Source organism: Marinobacter sp. MA (genome assembly GCF_048298425.1).
GTDB classification, from domain to species: domain Bacteria; phylum Pseudomonadota; class Gammaproteobacteria; order Pseudomonadales; family Oleiphilaceae; genus Marinobacter; species Marinobacter salsuginis.
The window spans coordinates 2,158,145-2,179,862 of record NZ_CP103058.1; the positions used below are offsets into that span (position 1 = coordinate 2,158,145).

Annotated in this window: 28 protein-coding genes; 16 read left to right on the forward strand and 12 right to left on the reverse strand. The window is 52.8% G+C overall.

The features are described from left to right. Positions 1-104: 104 nt before the first annotated feature. From ccoG to NUW46_RS10040, 3 genes are all read left to right on the forward strand, one after another. A complete protein-coding gene (ccoG, locus tag NUW46_RS10030; RefSeq protein ID WP_418139993.1) occupies positions 105-1,499 on the forward strand; it encodes a cytochrome c oxidase accessory protein CcoG in 1,395 nt (464 codons plus the stop codon). 64 nt (positions 1,500-1,563) lie between these two features. Beyond that, on the forward strand, positions 1,564-2,532 hold the full coding sequence (locus tag NUW46_RS10035) for a helix-turn-helix domain-containing protein (protein WP_349343189.1): 969 nt from the start codon (positions 1,564-1,566) through the stop codon (positions 2,530-2,532). A 132-nt stretch (positions 2,533-2,664) separates the two neighbouring features. Beyond that, positions 2,665-3,267 carry an RNA polymerase sigma factor gene (locus NUW46_RS10040; protein ID WP_069185241.1) on the forward strand — a complete coding sequence of 201 codons (603 nt, stop codon included), beginning with the start codon at positions 2,665-2,667 and terminating at the stop codon, positions 3,265-3,267. A 50-nt stretch (positions 3,268-3,317) separates the two neighbouring features. Here the strand turns inward: NUW46_RS10040 and NUW46_RS10045 are convergent, their stop codons facing one another. Further along, on the reverse strand, positions 3,318-3,788 hold the full coding sequence (locus tag NUW46_RS10045; protein WP_069185240.1) for a DUF1348 family protein: 471 nt from the start codon (positions 3,786-3,788) through the stop codon (positions 3,318-3,320). A 46-nt stretch (positions 3,789-3,834) separates the two neighbouring features. Next, complete coding sequence (locus NUW46_RS10050; protein WP_222464462.1) at positions 3,835-4,431, reverse strand: RNA polymerase sigma factor; 597 nt, start codon at positions 4,429-4,431, stop codon at positions 3,835-3,837. 191 nt (positions 4,432-4,622) lie between these two features. Here NUW46_RS10050 and NUW46_RS10055 point away from each other — a divergent pair, with 191 nt between their 5' ends. After that, positions 4,623-5,192 (forward strand): TetR/AcrR family transcriptional regulator, encoded by a 570-nt coding sequence (locus NUW46_RS10055; protein WP_222464463.1) that lies wholly within the window; start codon positions 4,623-4,625, stop codon positions 5,190-5,192. Between the two features lie 27 nt (positions 5,193-5,219). Here NUW46_RS10055 and nrtS read toward each other — a convergent pair whose 3' ends face one another. Genes nrtS through NUW46_RS10070 form a run of 3 tightly spaced genes read right to left on the reverse strand, consistent with a single transcriptional unit; the run spans position 5,220 to position 7,197 of the window. Further along, positions 5,220-5,465 (reverse strand): nitrate/nitrite transporter NrtS, encoded by a 246-nt coding sequence (gene nrtS, locus NUW46_RS10060; RefSeq protein WP_222464464.1) that lies wholly within the window; start codon positions 5,463-5,465, stop codon positions 5,220-5,222. Continuing rightward, complete coding sequence (locus NUW46_RS10065) at positions 5,452-6,873, reverse strand: dihydrolipoyl dehydrogenase (protein WP_418139994.1); 1,422 nt, start codon at positions 6,871-6,873, stop codon at positions 5,452-5,454. Before NUW46_RS10065 ends, nrtS begins: the two co-directional genes overlap by 14 nt. A 30-nt stretch (positions 6,874-6,903) precedes the next feature. After that, positions 6,904-7,197: a glutaredoxin family protein gene (locus NUW46_RS10070; protein WP_418139995.1), complete on the reverse strand. Its 294-nt coding sequence runs from the start codon at positions 7,195-7,197 to the stop codon at positions 6,904-6,906. A 256-nt stretch (positions 7,198-7,453) separates the two neighbouring features. Here NUW46_RS10070 and NUW46_RS10075 point away from each other — a divergent pair, with 256 nt between their 5' ends. Further along, entirely contained in the window at positions 7,454-8,284 is an 831-nt protein-coding gene (locus NUW46_RS10075) for an alpha/beta fold hydrolase (protein ID WP_418139996.1), read from the forward strand. Positions 8,285-8,354: 70 nt separating this feature from the next. Here the strand turns inward: NUW46_RS10075 and NUW46_RS10080 are convergent, their stop codons facing one another. Next, on the reverse strand, positions 8,355-8,606 hold the full coding sequence (locus NUW46_RS10080; RefSeq protein WP_418139997.1) for a hypothetical protein: 252 nt from the start codon (positions 8,604-8,606) through the stop codon (positions 8,355-8,357). A gap of 292 nt (positions 8,607-8,898) precedes the next feature. On the opposite strand from NUW46_RS10080, the gene NUW46_RS10085 reads away from it, so the two are divergent. The 4 genes from NUW46_RS10085 (at position 8,899) to NUW46_RS10100 (ending at position 12,409) form a co-directional block, all read left to right on the forward strand. After that, positions 8,899-9,924 carry a lipid A deacylase LpxR family protein gene (locus tag NUW46_RS10085; protein WP_418139998.1) on the forward strand — a complete coding sequence of 342 codons (1,026 nt, stop codon included), beginning with the start codon at positions 8,899-8,901 and terminating at the stop codon, positions 9,922-9,924. A 117-nt stretch (positions 9,925-10,041) separates the two neighbouring features. After that, positions 10,042-10,365: a thioredoxin gene (gene trxA / locus NUW46_RS10090; protein ID WP_069185233.1), complete on the forward strand. Its 324-nt coding sequence runs from the start codon at positions 10,042-10,044 to the stop codon at positions 10,363-10,365. A gap of 135 nt (positions 10,366-10,500) precedes the next feature. Then, a complete protein-coding gene (locus NUW46_RS10095) occupies positions 10,501-11,454 on the forward strand; it encodes a LysR family transcriptional regulator (RefSeq protein ID WP_418139999.1) in 954 nt (317 codons plus the stop codon). A gap of 196 nt (positions 11,455-11,650) precedes the next feature. Next, entirely contained in the window at positions 11,651-12,409 is a 759-nt protein-coding gene (locus NUW46_RS10100) for a hypothetical protein (RefSeq protein ID WP_418140000.1), read from the forward strand. A 113-nt stretch (positions 12,410-12,522) separates the two neighbouring features. Here NUW46_RS10100 and NUW46_RS10105 read toward each other — a convergent pair whose 3' ends face one another. Then, the gene (locus tag NUW46_RS10105) at positions 12,523-12,666 is read right to left on the reverse strand and encodes a hypothetical protein (RefSeq protein WP_167352731.1); all 144 of its coding nucleotides are present in this window, start codon (positions 12,664-12,666) and stop codon (positions 12,523-12,525) included. A gap of 174 nt (positions 12,667-12,840) precedes the next feature. After that, complete coding sequence (locus tag NUW46_RS10110) at positions 12,841-13,716, reverse strand: PhzF family phenazine biosynthesis protein (protein WP_418140001.1); 876 nt, start codon at positions 13,714-13,716, stop codon at positions 12,841-12,843. Between the two features lie 114 nt (positions 13,717-13,830). On the opposite strand from NUW46_RS10110, the gene NUW46_RS10115 reads away from it, so the two are divergent. Next, on the forward strand, positions 13,831-14,724 hold the full coding sequence (locus tag NUW46_RS10115) for a LysR substrate-binding domain-containing protein (RefSeq protein WP_418140002.1): 894 nt from the start codon (positions 13,831-13,833) through the stop codon (positions 14,722-14,724). Positions 14,725-14,836: 112 nt separating this feature from the next. Continuing rightward, on the forward strand, positions 14,837-15,247 hold the full coding sequence (locus NUW46_RS10120) for an ACT domain-containing protein (RefSeq protein ID WP_222464475.1): 411 nt from the start codon (positions 14,837-14,839) through the stop codon (positions 15,245-15,247). Between the two features lie 44 nt (positions 15,248-15,291). Here the strand turns inward: NUW46_RS10120 and NUW46_RS10125 are convergent, their stop codons facing one another. Continuing rightward, the gene (locus NUW46_RS10125; RefSeq protein WP_418140003.1) at positions 15,292-15,426 is read right to left on the reverse strand and encodes a hypothetical protein; all 135 of its coding nucleotides are present in this window, start codon (positions 15,424-15,426) and stop codon (positions 15,292-15,294) included. Between the two features lie 330 nt (positions 15,427-15,756). Between NUW46_RS10125 and NUW46_RS10130 the strand changes: the two genes are divergently transcribed. From NUW46_RS10130 to NUW46_RS10145, 4 genes are all read left to right on the forward strand, one after another. Continuing rightward, the gene (locus tag NUW46_RS10130) at positions 15,757-16,689 is read left to right on the forward strand and encodes an AraC family transcriptional regulator ligand-binding domain-containing protein (RefSeq protein WP_418140004.1); all 933 of its coding nucleotides are present in this window, start codon (positions 15,757-15,759) and stop codon (positions 16,687-16,689) included. Between the two features lie 105 nt (positions 16,690-16,794). Beyond that, a complete protein-coding gene (locus tag NUW46_RS10135; protein WP_418140005.1) occupies positions 16,795-17,637 on the forward strand; it encodes an NAD(P)H-binding protein in 843 nt (280 codons plus the stop codon). Between the two features lie 99 nt (positions 17,638-17,736). Next, positions 17,737-18,153, forward strand: coding sequence for a hypothetical protein (locus NUW46_RS10140; protein ID WP_418140006.1), 417 nt, complete (start codon positions 17,737-17,739; stop codon positions 18,151-18,153). 106 nt (positions 18,154-18,259) lie between these two features. Then, positions 18,260-18,586 (forward strand): hypothetical protein, encoded by a 327-nt coding sequence (locus tag NUW46_RS10145; protein ID WP_418140007.1) that lies wholly within the window; start codon positions 18,260-18,262, stop codon positions 18,584-18,586. Between the two features lie 11 nt (positions 18,587-18,597). Here the strand turns inward: NUW46_RS10145 and NUW46_RS10150 are convergent, their stop codons facing one another. Beyond that, positions 18,598-19,146 carry a carboxymuconolactone decarboxylase family protein gene (locus tag NUW46_RS10150; protein ID WP_418140008.1) on the reverse strand — a complete coding sequence of 183 codons (549 nt, stop codon included), beginning with the start codon at positions 19,144-19,146 and terminating at the stop codon, positions 18,598-18,600. Between the two features lie 128 nt (positions 19,147-19,274). On the opposite strand from NUW46_RS10150, the gene NUW46_RS10155 reads away from it, so the two are divergent. Then, the gene (locus NUW46_RS10155; RefSeq protein WP_418140009.1) at positions 19,275-20,189 is read left to right on the forward strand and encodes a LysR family transcriptional regulator; all 915 of its coding nucleotides are present in this window, start codon (positions 19,275-19,277) and stop codon (positions 20,187-20,189) included. A 24-nt stretch (positions 20,190-20,213) separates the two neighbouring features. On the opposite strand, the gene NUW46_RS10160 is transcribed toward NUW46_RS10155, so the two are convergent. Both NUW46_RS10160 and NUW46_RS10165 read right to left on the reverse strand, forming a co-directional pair. Further along, on the reverse strand, positions 20,214-20,750 hold the full coding sequence (locus NUW46_RS10160; protein ID WP_418140010.1) for an NADPH-dependent FMN reductase: 537 nt from the start codon (positions 20,748-20,750) through the stop codon (positions 20,214-20,216). Next, complete coding sequence (locus NUW46_RS10165) at positions 20,747-21,619, reverse strand: pirin family protein (RefSeq protein WP_305966038.1); 873 nt, start codon at positions 21,617-21,619, stop codon at positions 20,747-20,749. The genes NUW46_RS10160 and NUW46_RS10165 overlap by 4 nt, the downstream gene beginning before the upstream one ends. Between the last annotated feature and the right edge of the window lie 99 nt (positions 21,620-21,718).

The window sequence follows — 21,718 nt, forward strand, 5'->3', positions numbered from 1 at the left end:
TCTGTCCCTATCAAATATTAAAAAAGTGGTCCTGCCCCCGTTAAGTGCGATCCATTAACCTCGCGTCACCTTTTATTCCCTGGTGATGGCAAGGTGCGCAACAAATGAGTCGCCTTATCTCTGTAAAGCAAATCGAGTCAACTTCGAAAGTCCTCGAGGCCGACCACAAAATCCAACCCCGAAGTTTCTCCGGTTTCTATCGTCGTGTGCGAATTACCGGAGGTCTTGTTCTCTTTGCGCTGTATTTTGGTGTGGCGTGGCTCGACTGGGGTGGCAGACAGGCAGTCCTCTGGGATCTCTCAGAGAAGAAGTTCCATATCTTTTCCGCCACGTTCTGGCCGGAAGACCTGGTGTTGCTCTCCGGGATTCTCTTGATCTGTGCATTCGGCCTGTTTTTCTTGACGGTACTGGCGGGTCGAGTGTGGTGCGGCTACGCGTGCCCTCAGAGTGTCTGGACCTGGGTCTTCCTGTGGGCGGAGCGAGTGGCGGAGGGCGATCGATCAAAAAGGATCAAGCTTGATGCAGCGCCTCTCAGCGTGAAGAAGCTCGTTCGCCGCGGTTCCAAACATGGGCTCTGGCTCCTCATCAGTCTCTTTACGGCGATAACGTTTGTAGGGTATTTCACGCCGATACGCGATCTTGTCGAAGATCTTTTTGTCTTGGAAGCATCAGGATGGGCCGTGTTCTGGGTTCTGTTCTTCACGGCGGCCACTTATCTGAATGCTGGTTGGCTGCGCGAGAAAGTGTGTTTCCACATGTGCCCTTACGGCAGATTCCAGTCGTCCATGGTGGATGCAGACTCCATGGTAATTTCCTATGACTCTGAACGGGGTGAACCCAGAGGTTCTCGGAGAAAGGGTGTTACGCCAGCTTCAGCGGAGCTGGGAGACTGCATTGATTGTCAGCTGTGCGTGCAGGTGTGCCCGACAGGGATTGATATTCGGGACGGGTTGCAGATGGAGTGTATTGGATGTGCCGCATGCATCGACGCCTGCGACTCGATCATGGACAAGATGGGATACGCCCGTGGCCTGGTGCGTTACGCCAGTGAACGCGACCTGAAGGGCGGGAAAACAAATCTGTTGAGACCACGACTGGTGGGGTATTTCGCCTTCCTGGTTGTGATGATTGGGCTGTTTGCATGGGGCGTGGTGTCCAGGCCTTTGATTACGCTCGATGTTGAAAGAGACCGGGGTATGTACCGCTATACGAGTGAGGGCGAGATCGAAAACAGCTATCTGCTGAAACTCACGAACAAAGACAGCAGCCAGAAGTACCTCATCATAGAGGTTGAAGATCCCTTGCGAGCGTCAACCACAGGCCCCTTGGGCGTGGTAGTTGAGGCCGGAGAAAAGGTTGAGGTTCCTTATTCCGTGGCCCTGCCTGCATCTTCCCTCAATGCTGGCGCCAACGACATTGTTTTTCAGATCAGCACCCTGCATGGGGAGAAGGCGTTGGTTACCGAAACCAGTACGTTCCTTGCTCCGTCAGAGCATTGATGGCGTCGATCAATGCTGCCAGCTAAACTCAAAAAGTTGAGTATGACAACTAAAGGTATCTGAGATGTTACAGACGCAGGATGTAACAGGCCCCATCTCTGGGGGCAGTGCCATTCCCTATGATGAGTGGACTGAAAAACTGGGGACTGTTTATGGGCTTTGGAGGCCCAGGAAAGCCGCGTCTGATGACTTTACGGCGGGAGTCGTCCATCGTTCCGTTGGTAACTTCGGAGTCGTCAACTGCGTTTGCGACCCCTGTGGTGGTGCTCGCCAGGCTAAAGAAATATCCGGCGATGACCTGGAGACAGTCATCCTGCAACTGGTTCTTTCGGGGCAGGAGAGGTTCACGATTGATTCGAAAGGCTTCGAACTGACGGCCGGGGACATTATTTTATGGAATACAACGCGCCCAATGACATTCGATGTTACGGAAAAGCTGCACAAGATCTCGGTGCTGATGCCTCTGGCGCGTTTGAGGAACTGGCTGCCAGGCTCCTGGCATCTGATTGACAACAAATTTGCCAGAGACTCCACAACAGCATCATTGTTGTGCGCGTTGATCCAATCAATGGCGCCGCAATTTTTAGCCGGCAGGCTGGAGAACAGCGACGCTTTAACGGATGCGCTGATGGGCACACTGGTCAGTACTCTCGGACCGCCGACCAGTCGAGGCGAGTTTTATGAACGGCATCAACTGATTCGGATCAAGCGTTTCATCGATAAACATCTGAGTAATCCGGACTTATCCCTCCAGAGCATTGCCTCTGCGCACCAAATTTCCTTGAGGCACCTGCATTCTCTTTTCCAATCGGAAGGGCAAACTGCATTGCAGTATTTGATAAGCCAGCGCCTGCTGCGCTGTCGGCGGGATCTTTCGAATCCTGCGATGACGGGCCGAACGATCACGGAAATCGCGCTTGGCTGGGGTTTCCAGCATCCCACTCACTTCAGTAGACGTTTTAAGTCCGAGTTTGGCTTGACCCCCTACGAATTTCGGCATGCTTCGAATGAAGGTTTAGTTCTTCACGACTAGGTGAACAAGCCTGCACGGACAGTTCAAAGAAGATTCACCCAGAAGCATGCTGCCATCTCTGAATCCCTCTAATGTGGATGCATAACTGATCTATCGCGATGTGTCCCCAAGGCGGAGCTGGAGGAGTGCAGCATGAATATCCAACCAAAAAACATTCAGAAAGTACCCGCCTTTGGGCGGGAGGCTGATTTAATAGAGGGCTTGCAAACTGGGGATCCGATAGCCTTCGATGAAGCGTATCGGAAGTATCACCCGGTAATGCTGCGAGTGGCCGCCAAGTACACCTCTGCGGCCGTTGCCGAAGATATTGCCCAGGAGGCCTGGTTGGCTGCCATTGGAGCCATTGCGTCTTTCGAGGGCCGTTCGTCCCTGAAAACGTGGCTGTGCCGGATCGTGATCAATAAAGCGTTCAATACCTATCGGGAAAAGCGGCCAGAGTTCCCTGCGACGCCCAGCCTTGCAATGCTGTCAGACCAATCAGCCGAGAACCAGGGTGTCAGTGCTTCCTGTCATCTCAGTGAACCGGAACTGGCTGTGCAGACGTCCAGGGCCCGGGAGCGCATTCGGATTGAAATGAAGAATATGAACCGGGATCACGCCCACGCGATTCTGTTGAAAGGCATGACCCAACTGACGGGCTCGCAGGTATCTGAGGTGTTGCAGATTTCTCACGGAAACCTCCGGGTCATACTGCATCGAGCGAGAAACGAGCTAGCGGCCGTGCTCCAGGCATAAGGGCAGCGACCGCGCTCTGAGAGTTAATAGTCCGCCAGCTATATAAAGTATCACAGCCCCAGATCACTCAACCCCGGGTGATCATCCGGTCGGCGCCCCAGGGGCCAACGGAAAAGCCGATCAGACTCTTTGATAGGGCTGTCGTTGATGCATGCGAATCGACGCTGCATGAGACCGTCCGCATCAAATTCCCAGTTTTCATTGCCATAGGAGCGGAACCAGTTTCCGCTGTCGTCATGCCACTCATAGGCATATCTCACGGCAATGCGGTTGTCGGTGTAGGCCCAGAGTTCTTTGATCAGACGGTAATCCAGTTCACGATTCCATTTGCGGGTGAGGAATTCTTCGACCTCCTTGCGGCCGTTGGCGAACTCGGCCCGGTTACGCCAGCGTGTGTCCTCGGTGTAGGCGAGGACAACCTTTGCCGGATCCCGGCTGTTCCAGCCATCTTCGGCAAGGCGAACTTTTTCAATGGCGCTTTCCCGGGTGAAGGGTGGTAGTGGTGGACGTTGGGAAGTCATGTTTGTTCTCCATTTCTTGGCAAACAGATTGGTGCGGCCGCCTGGATCAGAGCAGGGCGGCCAGCTCGTTTCGTGCACGGTGCAGGATGACTCGCAGGTTTCCATGGGAAATCTGCAGCACATCCGAAACCTGCGAACCGGTGAGCGCGCTCATGCCCTTTAGCAGAATCGCGTTGGCGTAATCCCGGTTCATGTTCTTCATTTCAACGCGGATGCGTTCCCGAACCTTTGCAGTCTGGGTAGCCAACTCCGGTTCGCTAAGATGCCCGGCGGTGCCGCCAAATTGGTTGTCTGGTGAGTTATCGGATAACAGAGCGAGGCTTGGCGAAGCAGGAAATTCCCTTCGGTTTTCACGGTAGGTGTTGAAGGCTTTGTTGGTGACGATCCGGCACAGCCAGGTTTTCAGGGACGAACGGCCCTCGAAAGACGCGATGGCTCCAATCGCAGCCATCCAGGCCTCCTGCGCGATATCTTCAGCAACGGCCGCAGAGGTGTACTTGGCGGCCACTCGCAGCATTACCGGATGGTATCTCCGGTAAGCTTCATCAAAGGCCTTCGGATGGCCCGCTTGCAAGCCATCAATCAAGCCTGCCTCATGCTCAAAAGCCGCTTCCTTCCGGGTGACTTTAATTTGAATGTCCATCCTGCTTGTCTCCATGCCGTTTTCATTGGTTGTTCGCAAATGAAACCGACAACAACACCAGTCAAAAAATACCCTGCTTCGCTTCCCAAACTGGCATTTCCTGAATTAGACAAGTCGGTCTATTTTTAATAGTAGACAGGTTTGTCTAATTTGGTCAAGATATATTCAATGAAAAAGTTGGAGGTTTACCGATGGGACGCAGACAGGATCTGATCGATACAGCACTAAGATTGTTTTATGAACATGGAATACACGCCATCGGCATTAACCAGGTGCTGCAGGAAGCGGGTGTTGCAAAGCAAACGCTCTATAACCATTTTGAGAGCAAAGACAGCCTTGTAGAGGCTGCCGTTGAGCACCGGGACAAACTTTTTTTCCAATGGCTTGAGTCGCGAATGAACAGCCAGCCGGCGGGAAGAGAGGCTCTGATGGAGATGTTTGATGCGGTTCACGACTGGTTCAATGACCGAGTTCCGTCACTCCAGCGTTTCTACGGTTGTTTTTTCATCAACACCTGCGGTGAGTACAGCGACCCGGACCACCCGGTCCACAGACGCTGCGCGGCTCATAAAACAAAAGTTTTTGAGCTCCTGAAGCGGCACGCTCTGGAAATCAGTACTTCAGAGACTGAAGCAGATGAACTGGCCAATGCGCTGTTTTTGCTTAAAGAGGGTGCCATCGTTAAAGCGCACGTTGAAGGCGATCTGGATGCGGCGTTGAAGGCAAAGGCAATTGCCTCAAGGATGATTTCGCCGCACTGAAAAAAACTGTGCGGCGAAATTCGGGGTTCAACGGTACCTTGAAATTGGCACATTGAGGCCAGAGGACCTTTTACAATCCCGTTCGCTGGACCATTTGCCAAGCATGAAAACGCAAAATGGAACGCAGTAGGTCAAGATTGCCGGCAGCCATTGAATGTCCTGATATCCAAAAAGCGCATCATGCTGGTTGATCAGCAGTAGAATCGAACCTACGACAAGAGCAACCTTTGCTGCCTGCGTGTGGTAACGCCTGAACAGATCAAGCAGCTGCATGAGGCGCCTCCTTACGTTCGGCCTGTCTGAGCTTTTCTGCAGCATCCCGGAAGGCGGTGCGAACACCTTCTTCAATAACCGGGTGATAGAAAGGCATTCCGAGTATCTCGTTCACCGTCAGAGACTGCTGCACGGCCCAGGCCAGGAGGTGACCAATATGCTCTGCTGCTGGTCCAAACATTTCCGCCCCCAGTAGAATGCCGCTTTGTTTGTCTGCATAGATTTTCAGCATGCCCTGGTTTTTGGCCATTACGCGGCTTCTGCCCTGATTATGGAAACTCACCTTTCCGGTGATGAAGGTATCGGGCAGCAGCTCGTGCGCTCGTTTGCCGACACTGGCAATTTGCGGGTCGGAAAATACAACGCCCAGCGCGGCACGACGATGTCCCGCTTCTACCGTGGGAAACGTGCCGGCGTTACGGCCTGCGATACGCCCCTCATCTGAGGCTTCATGTAATAGGGGCAGCTCGTTGTTAGCATCACCTGCGATGAATATATGCGACTCACTGGTCTGCAAGGTGTAATGATCGAAGCCAGGAACGCCGCGGGCGTCCAGATCAATGCCGGTATGCTCAAGGCCAAGCTTGTCAGTATTCGGAATTCGACCGGTCGCTGCCAGAACATAATCGACCAAGACTGTGTGAACCACGCCTCCGGACTTGCGGTAGGTCACCTGCACACCGTTGAGGGTTTCCTTTGCTGCGAGGACATCCGCGTGAAGGATCAGGTCAAATTCAGACTGGAAAGTATCCGCTGCAATCTGACGAATTTCGTCGTCGGCAATTCCGCCAATCGATTCGTTGCGCGAAAGCATCGTAACGTCAACGTTTAGCCGGCTCAGAGCCTGCCCTAACTCGAGTCCAATAACGCCTGTGCCGACCACGAGCACGGATTGCGGGAGTTGCTCCAGTTCGAATACATCGTCGTTGATAAGCAGGCGTTTGCCCGCACCTTCGAGTACTTCAGGAATGAACGGTCTGGAACCCGTTGCAATAACAATCCGGTCGGCGGTAATTTCGAGCCCGGTATCAATCTGCAAACGATGGGCGTCGAGAAAGCGAGCGTAACCACGGACCTTGTGGCTATCATCAAACTCATCGACGTCTTCAACAACAAACCCCACGAAACGGTCGCGCTCTTTTTTCACGCGATCCATGACCGCCGCACCGTCGGTCTCAACGATCGGGACATTGAGCCCGAAAACCCCCGCATGCTTTGCGCCGTGGGCGGCTTCTGCTGCGGCAATCAAAAGCTTGCTGGGCATGCAGCCGACACGCGCGCAAGTGGTGCCGTAAAGGCCGCCCTCAATCAGCGCGATGCTGTCGGTATATTTGCGAGCTTCGCGGTAGGCACCCATACCGGCCGTGCCCGTGCCAATGATGGCAACATCAACTTTTCGTTTAAGCATTTTCAGATTCCTGTAGGTAATGAGGATCGTTCATGCGGTTTGATTGTGATCAGCCAACTGGGCGGCATGGCGCTGCAGATAGCGGACGATATCCTGGGACTCATACAGCCACCGGACCTTACCCTCCGATTCGATTCTCAGGCAGGGAACCTGTGCCCGCCCTCCGCCTTTGATCAGCTCTGCCCGGTAGGCAGCGTTTCTGGCGATGTCACGTTCCTCCACTTCGATGTCGATGTGCTTCATCGCAGCGCGGGTATAGGCGCAAAAAGGGCACGCGCGATAGTGGTAAAGAGAGAACGATGTAGTTTGCGAACTGACGGACATGGACTGTCTCCTTCGTAGTGAATGTGCCTGCCATTCTCTGTTCTTCAGGCAGACCGGAGGCGGCAGGACGGTTGGAATAGTTGTCCATCTGTTTCAGAGGCGCCTTGTTGGCGAGGGAGGGCGTTGGGCAAGAAATATACAATTCTGCTTGCAGCTCTCATTAAAATGTATATACACTTTAGAGAAAGCGATTCGAGACGGAAAGCGGTTCCGCTCAATCGACGATTCACTGTTCATCAGACTGAGGAAAACGGACATGAACCTTTCGCTTACTGTGTTCCAGGCTGCTTTCGGTTTCTACAGCCGATTGATGCCAGCAAAAGCGGCTTCAAAAGCTGTCGAACTTATGACCAGCCCACGAATCAAGACAGAACGCAGAAATTCATCCCGAACGCTGTTCGAACGAGTCGTGCCGCTCAGTAATGACGGTCTACTCTCGATCTACGGAGTTGGCCCGAAGAAAATCCTGCTCTTGCACGGGTGGTCCGGCTGGATCGGGCAATTCAAGGATCTGATCAGTGAGATTGATCCCCAGGAATACACCATCTACGCGGTGCATCCGGCAGGGCACGGTGAGTCGCCGGCCACCGAATCACATCCGGGGCGGTTTATCGAGGCTGTACTGGAAGCCCATCAATACGCTGGCTCGTCTTTCGACGTTGGGGTTGGCCATTCACTGGGAGCCGCTGCGCTTGTTTATGCCCAGTCCACCAGAAACTGCTTTGAACGCCTAGTACTGGTTTCTGGACCGGCAACGATTGAGGGAGTCCTGAGCCGGTTCGCCCGTTTCGTAAACCTCGGGGAACGCAGTAAACGCCTGTTCGTAAATGACATGGAAAAAACGGTGGGATTGAGTGTTGACCGATTGGATCTTGTTGCGTTGGCCCCCTCGATCGAAACACCCGTGTTGTTGATTCACGATGACCGGGATACCGAGGTTCCGGTTGCGGAATCCAGGGCACTGCACGCGGCGTTTCCGAGGAGCCGTTTGACCCATACAACGGGTTATGGCCATAGCCGGCTTTTGCAAAAACCTGAGGTCATAAAGGAAATTGTTGAATTTTCGAATTCACCGTTCAGGCCTTAGTCCGAAATGGCATCGGATCAGGAAAAACGCACCGTCCCTGGTGCCAAGACGCAGATGAAATGTCTAACGCTTAACCGTGGGTGCCAGAACGCACTTCACCACGAATGACAATTTGACCGCTGTAGGGGGCAGGTTCTGCATTCTCGTGGTTAGCGTCCCGGTTCTGGATCTCGCCACGAATCACGATCTGGCCGCTATAGGGCGCGGGTTGGGCCTGCTCGGAACGGGGCTCGTCGGATTTCCGGTCTGCCAGGGTTGCATGGGCGGGCAGGGCAGCGATGGTAACGAGTGAAGCGAGGCTAATCAGTGCAAATTTACGCATTTTCAATTCTCCATAGTGTCAGTCGGTTCAGCTGACTCCGAGGCCCCAATGGCTCGGATATCAGATGAGCGAATTATGTGGATGGAGAAGGTGGAGGAATAATTCTTAAACAGTATGGAAAGCATCATTTTCAGTGATGAGGCGTGGCCGTAAGACCCTAAAAGGCACTGGTATTACTACTTATTCATAAGCGCAAGTGATGTTTTAAATATCGACGCTTGATTAGTCGTGCGGGCCCGGTATTCGAAAAATAGCAGCCAACGTTTTTACCGACACATTTTCGGAGTTGGCTATGATTTTTCGTTTCTTGACCGTTTCTTTTCTGGCTGTGGCTATGGTTTCAACTGTGCAGGCCGAGTCTGCTGATTCTGTGCTTGCGCTCTCTACTGATAATGACCTGTTTGCGCCCACACAGACAGATCGGGATTACACCGCCGGTGTTGCGATTACCTATTCTTCCAATTCAAAGGATTTCATCCGTAACCCGGTGTCCAGTGTGAGTCAGGAGCTGGACAGTGTTTTGCTGCCTCATCTGGGCGGGGAAGTTGAAGAACCGGGGAGTGCCGCACTTGAACTGGGTGTTTATGGCTTTACGCCCGAGGAAATCAAGGAATCGGCAATTGACCGTAGCGATCGACCCTACAGCAGCCTGGTTTACTTTTCCTCAAGCCAGAGCTATCAGATGCCAGGCGCTGATTCGGGGTGGACAACATCTCTGACGGTCGGCGTACTCGGGCTTGATATCTTCAAATCTGGCCAGAACGCGGTGCACAAAATAGTGGGTAGCGATCGTGCGAACGGTTGGGATCATCAGATCTCGAATGGTGGTGAGCCGACTTTCCGGTACTCTGCGGCGTACCACCAATATCTGGACGCCAGCGAATCAGACCAACAGTTCAAAGTGACGTATTTTGGATCAGTCGGATACCTGACTGAGTTTGGTGCGGCACTCGTCTTCCGGGATGGTCTGATTTCCTCCCCGGATAACCGCTTCAATCCGGAATTGATGGCTTACGGCGAGCGAGCGCCCGGGGTATCAGCTCCAGGCGGACGTGAACACTATTTCTGGGGCGGCATGTCGGTAAAAGCTCGGGCCTATAACGCTTTTCTTCAGGGGCAGTTTCGTGACTCAGACCATGAACTGGATGCCAACGATCTGAACATTCTGCTGGCTGAAGTGTGGGCAGGCTACACCCACAGCTTCCTGGCAGGTACTGAATTGAGTTATGTGCTGCGTGTACAGAGTTCCGAAATCAAATCCGGTACAGGGAACCGCACGCTGGCATGGGGTGGGTTGGTATTTAGCAAGCGACTGTAAGAGCCGCGTAGGGAATCATCATCAGAAAAAATACAACTTATACAGTCCTGCTATTGGTTTTCGCCAACAAAAGGCTTCAGTGTTTTAAACAAGTTTTCATATAGAAGAGGTTTGCCGATGAGCAACATGATAGAAGTAACAGATGTGAATTTTGAGCAAGCGGTTGTTCAGAGTGATCGCCCCGTACTGGTCGACTTCTGGGCGCCCTGGTGTGGCCCCTGCAAGACCGTCGCCCCCATGCTGGAGGCAATCGCTGATGAATTTGGCGAGCAGTTGACCATCGCCAAAGTGAACGTGGATGACAGCCCCGATATAACGGCAAAGATGCGCATCCGGGGCATTCCGACTCTGGCGCTGTTTCAAGAAGGCGGCGTTGTTGCCCAAAAGACCGGAGCTGGGAGCCTGAGTGAGCTGAGAACTTTCGTAAAAGGGAATCTGTAAACCTTACCCAAAGCCTCCCGATCGGGAGGCTTCTTCGCTTCTTACTCAAGAAAACCACGCCTAAAGACATACCGCAATTGCGGTCCAGGCACTTCCAAGCCAGACTTGACCGGACCCATTCCCCAGGAACATTGAATGAAAACGCAAGAACTCCAGCTGCTGTACATCTTTGATGCGATCATGACCGAGCGCTCCGTAACCCGCGCAGCAGATCGGCTTGCCATGACCCAGCCTGCGGTATCGAATGCGATTTCCCGGATGCGCCAGATCTGGAACGACCCATTGTTTGTGCGAAAGGGCCGCAATATAGAGCCAACATCCTATGCGCTCAGCCTGTGGGATCAGGTAGGCGACCATATGTACGCATTGACCAACGCAGTCAGCGCCACGCAATTCGACCCGGCCACATCAAAGCGAAAATTCCGGATTGCCGTGACGGATGTGATTGTTGAAATGATCTGGCGGCAGTTAATTGAGTTGCTGGAGGAGCAGGCGCCTGGTGTTGATATCCACGCGGTGCCCTATACGCCCGAAGGCACCTACGACGACTTGCGCGAGGCCCACGTGGATCTGGCGGTCGGTATGCTGACCCAACATGATCACAGTCTGCGCAGTACGTGGCTTTTTGAGGGCGGTTATGTTCTGGCGATGCGCGCCGACCACCCCCTGGCTGGCCGACAGATTACCATGGAGGAATTTCTCGAGGCCCGGCACCTGCTGGTGACGATGTCCGGAGATGCCCATGGCTTCGTGGATAGCTACCTCGACCAGAAGGGCCAGAACCGGCGCATTGCCGCGACGGTCAACCATTTTTCGATTGTTCCCCAGGTTCTACGGGATTCGAATCTCATCGCCGCAGTTCCCGAATTGATCAGTCAGGACTGTGGGTTCGTGGATGGCCTATGGATGGGGCAGCTTCCTTTCGAAGTCGACCCGACCAGTCTGTACCTCATCTGGCACACGCGCCATGATCGTGACCCCGGCATTGTTTGGTTGCGGGACCACGTGGAGCGGCTGCTGCGCGAACGATGGCATGACATCATGACCAACTCGCCTTGCGGTCATTCGCCTACAAAAGCCATCGCCTGAGCGGTTGGCCAGAGGCAGTCATCATTTTTCGTGATGACAAAGATACAGTAACGGAATTATTCAGGATCCAGGAAACTCCCAATAATGCTCTCCAGATGACGCTAGCAGCGGCATCGGCATGAGTGCCGGTTGGGAGACGCCCAGTTCGGTCCTCTTGCCCCAATTATCAGCGTTCTTCACGAATTGGGAGGAGGGTATGAACGGTCAAGTGAACTGCCCGTCAATGGGGTCCGGCCTGGAGCCCATCGAAGTCAACGATGCCGCAAACCAGAAATGGTATAAGCCAATCATCTCCGTTGATGCGGACGCCAGCGGCAACAAACACGTCTACAAGGCGTTCAGGTTTTCCCACGGCCTGTTGGGAAACCACTTCAGGTTTCTGGCGTTTCACGAATTCAGGATGCTAAGAAAAGTTGAGCATCTCGACTTCACTCCAGACCAGGTAAGTCGCCGGTCCGACGCCTCTCCGACAATCCATTACCGGTTGATTGAAGGGAAGTCGGTAAAAGATGTCGCGGCAAGCAATGGCGTGCCTGCAAACTTCTTTTCAAAGCTGTTCAGCGATGTAAAAACGTTGCATCAGCATGGCGTTGTGCACATGGATCTGGGCAATTCCGGAAACATCCTGGTTTCTGGTCATGGAGCGCCGGCCATCATCGATTTCGGCTCGGCGATACCTTTGAGCTGGCTGCCATCGTCTGTTCAGAGCTGGGCCTGTCGCAAGGATATACTCGGAGTTCTGAAGCTGTGGCACCGTTTCGACAAGGAATCCATGCCGTTGTTTCTTCTGCACTACTATCAGAGCAATTACCGCAAGAACATCTACACGCCCAAACGTTTCCTGAAAGCTGCGCGTCGTTGGGTAACAGGCGACACCGGCAGCGCGGACCTTTCTGGTGTCACGACTGTTATCAGCGTGTTTTTCGGACTGTTGGTGCTGGTGTCTTTCATCTGAAGAGCGGCGTTCTGCCGCTCCATTTTCCCTCAAGCGCGGCGCAGGAAACAGGATCAAGAGGCAGGCAAAAAAAGGGGCGGTCGTAATGACCGCCCCTTTTCGGTGTGCTCAGCTTAGTTGCTGATACCAAGCTCGACTGTTTCGATGGCCGGGTTGTTGCCACGATCGATATCTTCCTGGCTTACACCTTCGGCCTGCGCGAAAGCAGAGAAAGCGACGACAGAGAAAACGAGAAAGAACTTGTTGATTGCGTTCATGTGATATTCCACCTTTCAAGAGAGTTAAGTTAAACAGCATCGCCGTATTGGCTTGATGGTTATTCTCTTGGTTTCCCGTCTTCAGAAAAAATTGCTTTGCGGTATACAACACATCAAGTCAGGTGATGGGTTTAGACGAGCGCGTTCGTGCTGATAGCGCTCGTCTTAAAATCATCATAGGTCCAAGTGAACGACTTCTTTGATTGATCCCCGACCACCCGCGAACAGGTTCTCGATCCCGTTGTCGTTTCCAATGGTCAGCCTCACATTGATAACGCTTGGTGAGGGTGTGGCCATCCAGCGACCCTGTTCAATCGTGAACTCGTGCTTTTGCATGCCCAATTGCTCACGCAGATAACAGGCGAGCGGGCCCGCCGCCATTCCCGTTGCAGACTCTTCCAGGATGCCATAGCGGGGTGCAAACATGCGGGCTCCTGCGTCCCTCCCATCGCCAACGCCATCGAGGGAAAACACGTAGAATCCGATCAGATCCAGGGATTCGCTGAGTTTCTCAATGAGGTCGAAATCTGGCTTTAGACCTTTAATCGTTTTGCTGTCTCGAATGCCGATGACGACGAAGCTATTGCCGGTGTTGACCAACATCGGCTCTGCCCCTTTGATCAGATCGTCGGCCGCCAGGCCAAGGGACTGGAGGGTTGCTTGCAGATCATCTTCGCTAAGCTTTTCGAACCTGGGTGTTCTTTGCTCCATATAGGCCGAGTCGCTCTCCATATTGACTGATCTCAGGCCATCGATTGTTTCTTTAGATGACCGATCGCGAACCAACAAGCCGTTTTGTTTCAGAAAGCTGAAGGTGGCAATTGTTGCGTGGCCGCAATGAGCGATCTGCTGGGTTGGCGTGAAGAATTCCAGCTTGATGTCTGCAGATTTGGAAGGTGAGACGAAAGCGGTTTCTGACAATCCGACTGCCGCAGCGATTTTCTGCTTTTGCTCAGAGCTGAATTGTTCGGCGTTCAACACGACACCTGCCGGATTTCCGCCTGCATCGCCGTCGACAAAGGCGCTGACTATGGGGACTTCGATTTTCATGTGATGTTCCTCGGGTGATTGGTATCACCTGATTCTTTCAATGGCCGGTTCCTGGAACAAACGGATAAAACTGGTCTATGCTTAATTAAAAGTTAACTATGGGTGAGCAGACGAATGCAGAAACTCCCTCCTCTGCGGGCCCTGCAGGCGTTTCGATACGCGGCCAGGGAGCTGAGCTTCAAGTCTGCGGCCGAGGCGCTGAGTATTTCCCAGGCAGCCGTCAGTACTCATATTCGCGGCCTGGAAGATTTTCTGGGCCTGAAGCTTTTCGTTCGCATGACGCGCGAAGTGGAATTGACCCACGAGGGCAGGGTGCTCTCAGGCTATGTGGAAACGGGCTTTCAGGAGTTGGAAAGAGGGGTTGCCCTGTTCCGTCCCGATTCAGATCCAGGACGATTGACCGTCGCAACCGTTCCATCCTTCGCCAGTCGCTGGCTTGTTCCAAGGATCGAGTCATTCCAACGGGCTCATCCGGAAATCAGGCTTAGCCTCCAACCCAATCTGCAATTGGCGAGTTTTCAGGGAGATGGAGTCGATCTGGCGATTCGTTTTGGGAAAGGCGACTATCCCGGGCTCGAATCCAGGCTATTGCTGGAAGAAAAACTGATGCCTGTCTGTCATGGCATGCTCGTTGACAATAAGCCTGTAACCCGGGAATCACTGGCGCGCCTGCCCTGGCTTATCGATGAATCAGCCGATCTGGAGAGCTCCTGGACTGACTTCCAGGAAAAACTCGGCACCCAAATACCCGATTCTTCCATCATACTGAGGGTTAACGAGGGAGCGACGCTCGTGGAAGCGGTGCTTGCGGGCAGGGGAATTGCATTGATGCGGTACAGCCTTGTGGCCGATCTCCTGAAAACCGGGCTGCTCAGGTGCCCGATGGATATCTCGGTTCCTGCGGAGTACCAATACTATCTGGTGGCACCGGAGGCAAAATTTCGAACGGATAAGGTTCGGGCATTTGTTTCATGGATTATCGGGGAAGTCTCATCACTGAGGCAATGAAAGGCTTTGCAGTTCGATGGCTGCACCAGGAAAGCACCAGTTTGCAATGAGCGGCTCAAAACGGTGCTAGATTGTCATATGTGCGCGACATTCGGCTAGAGGAAAGGAAAAGATGATGCGAACTCAGTTTCTGCAGGATTTAATCAAACAGCTTTCGCCAACCGTTGATCCAACTCACTATGTCTACTGCACCGTAGAGAAAGCGAAGTATGGTGAGCTGGAGCACCTGAAACCTATTGTCAGTATTGCCGAACTTGAGGGGCTGACCCTGGTAATCCCCCTGGAAGAGGCCAAAGCAGAGGGCCTGGATTATTACAGGGTGTTCCGGCGAATCACTCTGGAGGGACATTCCAGCCTTGAGGCTCTCGGGCTTACGTCTGTCGTGACCAGTGTCCTGGCAGAGCGGGGCATCACCACCAATGTCATCGCCGGCTTTTACCACGACCACATGTTCGTGCCAAGCGATCGCATCGACGAGGCGCTGAAAGCAGTCAAAGAACTTGCCAGCCAACCGGGTGGATAGGCATCGGTTCGACCGTTAAGGCACTACAACCCGACAGGCGCCAATCAGGACCTAGCCAGTTTGCCCTGGTTGTCTTGCTTTTTACCCTGGGTACTTGCAGCTGCGACGCTCAGAGCCAAAGAGATGGAGAAGAATACCGCCAGGCCGCCAAACAGAGAAATTACGGGAAGAATGTTCATAGGGTAAAACCTCCAAACGATCCGTTGTCGGCTACACCTCATTTACTCAGAAGTATTGCCGAAACTAGTGTGTAAGCTCAGTATTAGTATACGAGGAAGATGTGCGCTGGTTTGTAGGCAGAAACCATTACCGGAGGTATGGAGATACCCGTATATTCACTGAAAAGGGCGAAAGGCTAGCTCCGACAAAGCATTCGAATCCCGCCCGCCTCGAGAAGTTGCACAATCACTCGAATTTGGATTACTTATGTCCTCATGGCCCAAATAACGTCACTGTATGTTTATAAAGTCTTGAGTCAGGCAACCCCGGGTGTCGAAACGGGGGACTTGATGGGCAAACTTGGCCTTTCGAAGGAGAGCCCCATCGATCCGACCCGGATGGTGTCTTCATCGGAGTATTATGATTTTTTTGCTGCTTTGGTTGATCGTGACCCCAGCGGCCTTTTATTACCGCTTAAGATCGGTGCCTCGATGCGAAGCGACGAGTACGGCGCTTTCGGTCTGGCCTGGAAATCCGCGCCGACCCTGCGCGGCTCTTTCAAACGAGCGGAGCGGTACGGGCATGTTCTGGGCAGTGCAGAGACGTATTCGCTTGAGGAAACCGCAGAGGGGTTCCTCTTCAACCTTGAGAAGGCTGGCGATGGTTGCCCAGGAATGCTGCTTTCCAATGAGGCCAGCATGGCTGCGGTGAACACCATCAGCAGAGAAGTCAGTTCGTCGAACTTTGTTCCTTTGGCGATCTGTTTCAAGCATGCGCCGAGAGGCGATACCAGAGTTTACGAAACCCATTTCGGTTGCCCGGTTCATTTCGAGACTGGACGAGATGCTGTACTGGTGAGTAAAGAAAGTATTGAAAGTCCGAACAAACTGGGCGACGAGACGATTGCCCGGTTCTTTGACCAACATCTTGAACAGCAACTGAATTCGCTCAAAAGCGACATAGACCTGCAGCAACAAGTCAGGCGCGCTGTCGTGAAAGTGCTCAGCGAGGGCGTGCCCAGACTGTCACGGATTGCATCAGAACTGAAAATGGGCGCCCGCACGTTGCAGAGGAGGTTGTCGGAGCAGGGCTATTCCTTTCAGAACGTTGTCGACATGGCGCAAAGGGATCTCGCTCAGAGGCTGCTCCGGGAGACCGATTACAGTCTTGCCGAGGTGGCCTTTTTGACCGGTTTTGCGGAGCAGAGTGGATTTACTCGTGCTTTCAAGCGTTGGGCAGGGCAGACTCCTCGATCCTATCGACTTGCCTACCGTCAGTGCTGAGTTTCAAGTTGTCGCTCTCTGCACAAACTCTGACATGCTGAGGCAATAACAAGCGACGCTGTTTCCCGAAAATAGACTTGCACTTACATCAAAGGGAGCAAGTCAATGAAATCATCCAACCAGGCACATCAAACCATTCTTGTCGTAGGCGGTACCGGGAAAACCGGGAAACGCGTCGTTGATCAACTGAAAGATAACGGTTATGAGGTTCGAGTGGGATCCCGCTCGGCTATCCCATCTTTTGATTGGGGCAACGAGAAAGGCTGGGATGCCTGCCTTTCCGGTGTCACGTCGGCTTATATTACCTACTCGCCAGACCTCGCGATGCCGGGCGCCACGGACGCCATCCAGGCCTTCGTTGGCCTGGCAAAGCGACGCGGAGTGAAGCGACTCGTTCTGTTGTCCGGGCGCGGCGAAGCCGAGGCTCAAGCCTGCGAAGCCATCGTTCAGGAATCTGGTCTCGAGTGGACCATTGTCCGCGCAAGCTGGTTCAACCAGAACTTTTCCGAAGGCGCATTCATCGACATGGTGTTAAATGGTGCCATTACTCTGCCCGCGGGCGACCAGGTCGAGCCTTTCGTTGATGTCGATGACATTGCAGACGTCGCTGTTGCTGCGCTGACTGAAGACAACCATAACGGCCGTATCTATGAAGTGACGGGGCCACGCCTCATGACCTTCGCCGACGTAGCCAAGGACCTTTCCCGCGCGACCGGCCGTGAAATTTCATTCATAGACGTGCCGCACAAGGCGTTTATCACCGAGATGGAGAGCGCTGGAGCGCCCGAGGATGTGGTCTGGATGCTGGATTATCTCTTCGCAACAGTCCTTGATGGCCGCAACGCCCATTTGACCGACGGCGTTCAACAAGCTCTCGGTAGACCACCGAAAGACTTCGCTGCGTTCGCAGAGGAAGTGGCCAGGACCGGTATCTGGGAAGAGCGCTGAAGGCGGCGGCGCCCGCAAAATCATGGAGGTTTGACAGTCGTTAACAGCGGCTGTCAAACCTCGTGCCCTTCCAAGTCTATAGCACAGAGAATATTTAAAATGCTCGATAAGATACTGTTAACAATATCAATTGTGCTTTACGCAATTGCTGTCCCGTATTTGGAAATTAACGACACCCACGTGTTCAATCCGGATTGGGTAGCCCACGCAAAATTGCACGAAGTCTGGCAGTTGATCACCAACTCTTCCCTTGGGGCAGTCGCCCTGTGGCTTACCTGGGTGTCTCCTGATGGCAGGGGCAAGGCGAGTGTGATCGCACTTTTAATCACCGGTGGGTTCCTGGCAGCCTATGCCATGCAGGGGTTGTACGGCGGCTCGATGGTCCATCCGGATGGAACTGAAAAGACTGCCTTTGGCATCAATGTTGGCGTGATTGGATTCGGCTGGGTATTTGTGAGTTCCGTTTTCACACTCGTGAGAGCAGGGCGCCAAGATGTCATTAAGAAGGAAAATTAAATGGAAACAACAGAACAGGAATTGTTCCAGGAGGCTTCTTTGTAACAATAAGACTGCCCTGATAGTCAAAGGAGTGACTATCGTTGAATAGGTTCAGGAGGGCGCCATGACCGGTTTAACTCAGGTATCGCAGGGAAATTATCTACCGACACAGGGAATGAAGGAGCTTTTGCGGCGGTGGTTTTATCTGAAATTCGTTCAGAAAAAGAGCACCGTTGAATTGATGGCTACAGCCTGCGATCTCCGCAATAAAAGCGCGTTGAGCATTGTGGCGCTGTTGGACGTTGACGAGCAAATGATATCGCAAGTGGTCGGCAATAAAAGGCTGATCTTTGTTCAGAACTGCCACGCTTACCTGAAGGGCTCAGTCAATCCTGCGGGGACGGATTCTGGCTTTAAAAGAGATCACGGTGGTTTCTTGTCGCCACCGTGATCTCTATTTAGTTACTCCGATAGCGGCTTAACCGACGGAAAATCAATATCAGTCGCCAAAACACGGTTAATGTAATTGGTCAGAACGTTCAGGGCTACGTTGCCAATGATTTCGACCAGCTCAGCGTCGCTGTATCCGGCTGAGCGAACCTTCTGAACGTCGTCACCTGAAACGTTTCCTCGCTCATTCGTGATCTTTGCCGCGAACTCGACGGCAACGGCCGCTTTCTCGTCGTCTGAGTGTCCTCGTCTGGCAGACTCGATTTCCTCAGAACTGAGTTTAGCAACGTTTCTGCCAAGGTAATCGTGAGCCGCCAGGCAGTAGTCGCAGTCGTTTATCTCCGCGACCGCCAACGCAATGCGCTCGCGTGTTTGGGCTGACAAAGAACCAGCGCTGAGAGCGCCGTTCAGCCCGAGATATCCCTCAAGGGTTTTGGGGCTATTCGAAGTAATGCGGAATAAATTGGGAACGGTACCCAAAAGGCTATTTACAGCTTCGAGCAATGCCCGCGAGGCTTCGGGAGCTTCAGAAATTGAGGCTGGTGTTGGAATGCGTGACATATCTTTTCTCCTGTTGATTTCGTTAAGGAGCATCGATAATAAAATTTCTCAATCAGGGAATAATTGGTTCAGAAAGCAATTCTTTATTGCGTTTTTTAAAAGGATCAATTCGGTAGGGTGTCTGGCGTATGGATAAGATTGTATTGATGCGCATCTTCGTGACGGCAGCCGAAAGCGAAAGCTTTGTAGGGGCTGGCCAAAGGCTGGACATGTCGGCACCGACTGTTACTCGTGCAATTGCCCAGTTGGAGAGCTCTTTAGGCGTTCGCTTATTTAACCGCACCACCCGGCGTGTCCGTTTGACCGAGTCTGGTAACCGATACTATCAGGATGCCAAGAGAATTCTGGAGGAAATCGAGGATGTTGAATCGGCGCTAGTGGGGGTTTACAGAGAGCCAAAGGGCGTTTTGTCTGTGACAGCGCCTGTGCTGTTTGGGAGAAAGTACATTGTTCCGATCCTTATTGAGTTCCTAGACAGACACCCTGAAATCAAGGTGAAGGCAGTTTTCTACGATCGCGTGAGTAATATCCTCGATGAGGGCCTGGATGTGGCGATCCGTATTGGCAACCTGAAAGACTCCAGCCAGTTCGCCGTCAGGGTTGGGAATGTCCAAAAGGTAGTGTGTGGCTCTCCGGACTATTTGAGCAAACATGGCGTGCCAAGCCATCCTGCTGACCTTGCTGATCACCAGATTATCCAGTCTTCTGCGGTGGAGCCATCGACGAACTGGTGGTTTGAGGCATCAGGGGGCAAGACTTCTGTACGAGTATCTCCGCGCCTCCAATTCAATCAGAATGACTCTGCCATCTCTGCAGTAAAGAGTGGCTACGGAATTACGCGGCTAATGTCATATCAAGTGGGCGAGGAATTCCAAGCCGGCTCGTTAGTACGAATTCTCCAGGAACACGAAGCCGAACCCATTCCGATAAATATTGTTTACCTTGAAGGGTCGAAAGCCAGCGCCAAAATTCGCTCGTTCGTGGACCTGGCTAAAGAGAAACTTCAGAATAACCTGCTGATCAACCATCAAATGAAACCGTGAATTCAGTGTCCAAGCTCAGGCTGGTTAGGTGGTTTGGGGTTCAAAGGCACTCAATACCTGTTCAAGCTTTTCAACCAGATCAGTATTCCTCAGCTCGCCGCGATCAACATCGAAGTTATCGAAAAAGCTTGGAATGCTGAGGCTGCCAACGACCTTGCCATTGAAAAATGGTGCTGCGGTTTCAGCAAGCTTCAACACGGTATTTCCGCCGCCTGGCCCCGGAGACGTGGCGAGCATCACAATTGGTTTATCACGGTAGACGTTTCGGCCAATTCGGCTCATCCAATCGAAAAGGTTTTTAAACGCTACCGTGAAATTACCATTGTGCTCGGCAAAGGAAACAAGGATCACGTCCGCTTCTTCGATTCTCGCCTGGAAGGCGTGCGCGCATTTGGGAATGCCGTACTGTTCCTCCAGGTCGATGTTGTAGATCGGCAAGTCAAAATCATTAATCTCGACATAATCGATCTCAGCATTCGCCAGCTTGGTCGCGGCGTACTTCACGAGTTGTTTATTAATGGATTTGCGACTGTTGGTCGCGGCAAACGTTAAAACTTTCATACAAGGCTCCCCAATTTTCCCGCGTTATAACGAGCAACCACCTCATCGATTTCTTGTTGAGTGCTCATTGCAAACGGTCCGTGTTGAACGAACTTTTCATTGATAGTCTCACCGGAAAGCACCGCAAAATGGCTGCTTGATTGAGACTTTCCACGTATTGCGACCGCCTCTCCCTCGGTACCCAAAATCGCGCTGGACTCTCCCTGGTGAAGAGTGAGCCATTCGCCGCGCACGTGAACTTCGATGTCGCCTTCAACTGAATAGATCCAGGCACTGAAGCCCGCTTGAATGCGGTGCTCGAATGCGGAGGTCTGGTCTACAAAACCATCAAGGATTGTGACGGGCCACACCGACGCTGCGTCCGTCTCGAGCCCATTGCTTTGGCCAAGAACCAGCCGTACCCGGTAGCCTTGTCCCGAAAGGGTCGGCATGTCTTCTCGCTTCACATGGAGGGAGCTTGGCGCCTGGTGTTTCATGCGGGCGGGCAAGTTGACGAATATCTGCAGGCCATGAATGCTGGCGCCTTGTCGCGGTGCTTCGTCGTGAATGGCACCGCTGCCTGCATTCAGCCAGTAAAGATCGCCAGGGCTAATGTCGAAGTCATTCCCCAGGGAGTCGCGGTTGTTGAATTTACCCTCCGTATCTTCAAACAAAACCGTGACTGCCGAGAGCCCGGCGTGGGGGTGGGCGCCAAATGTCGGTTCCGTCATGGTGTAGTGATCCACCATGATGAAGGGATCCATGGCCCCGTAGAACTGCCCGTGGCGGAACCCCACACCTGTGAATCCAGAGCCAATACTAAGTGGGCTTCCCTTTACCGCTTCAAAAGCTGTTATCGAGTCATGTTGTTGAGCAACTTGATGGGTCATCTTTTCTTCTCCGTTCCATATCTGGTCTGATTAAAAGTTAGCACCTTGGTATTTCGATAAAAATGGCTAGAATTTGAACTATTCGTTCCATATTTAGGA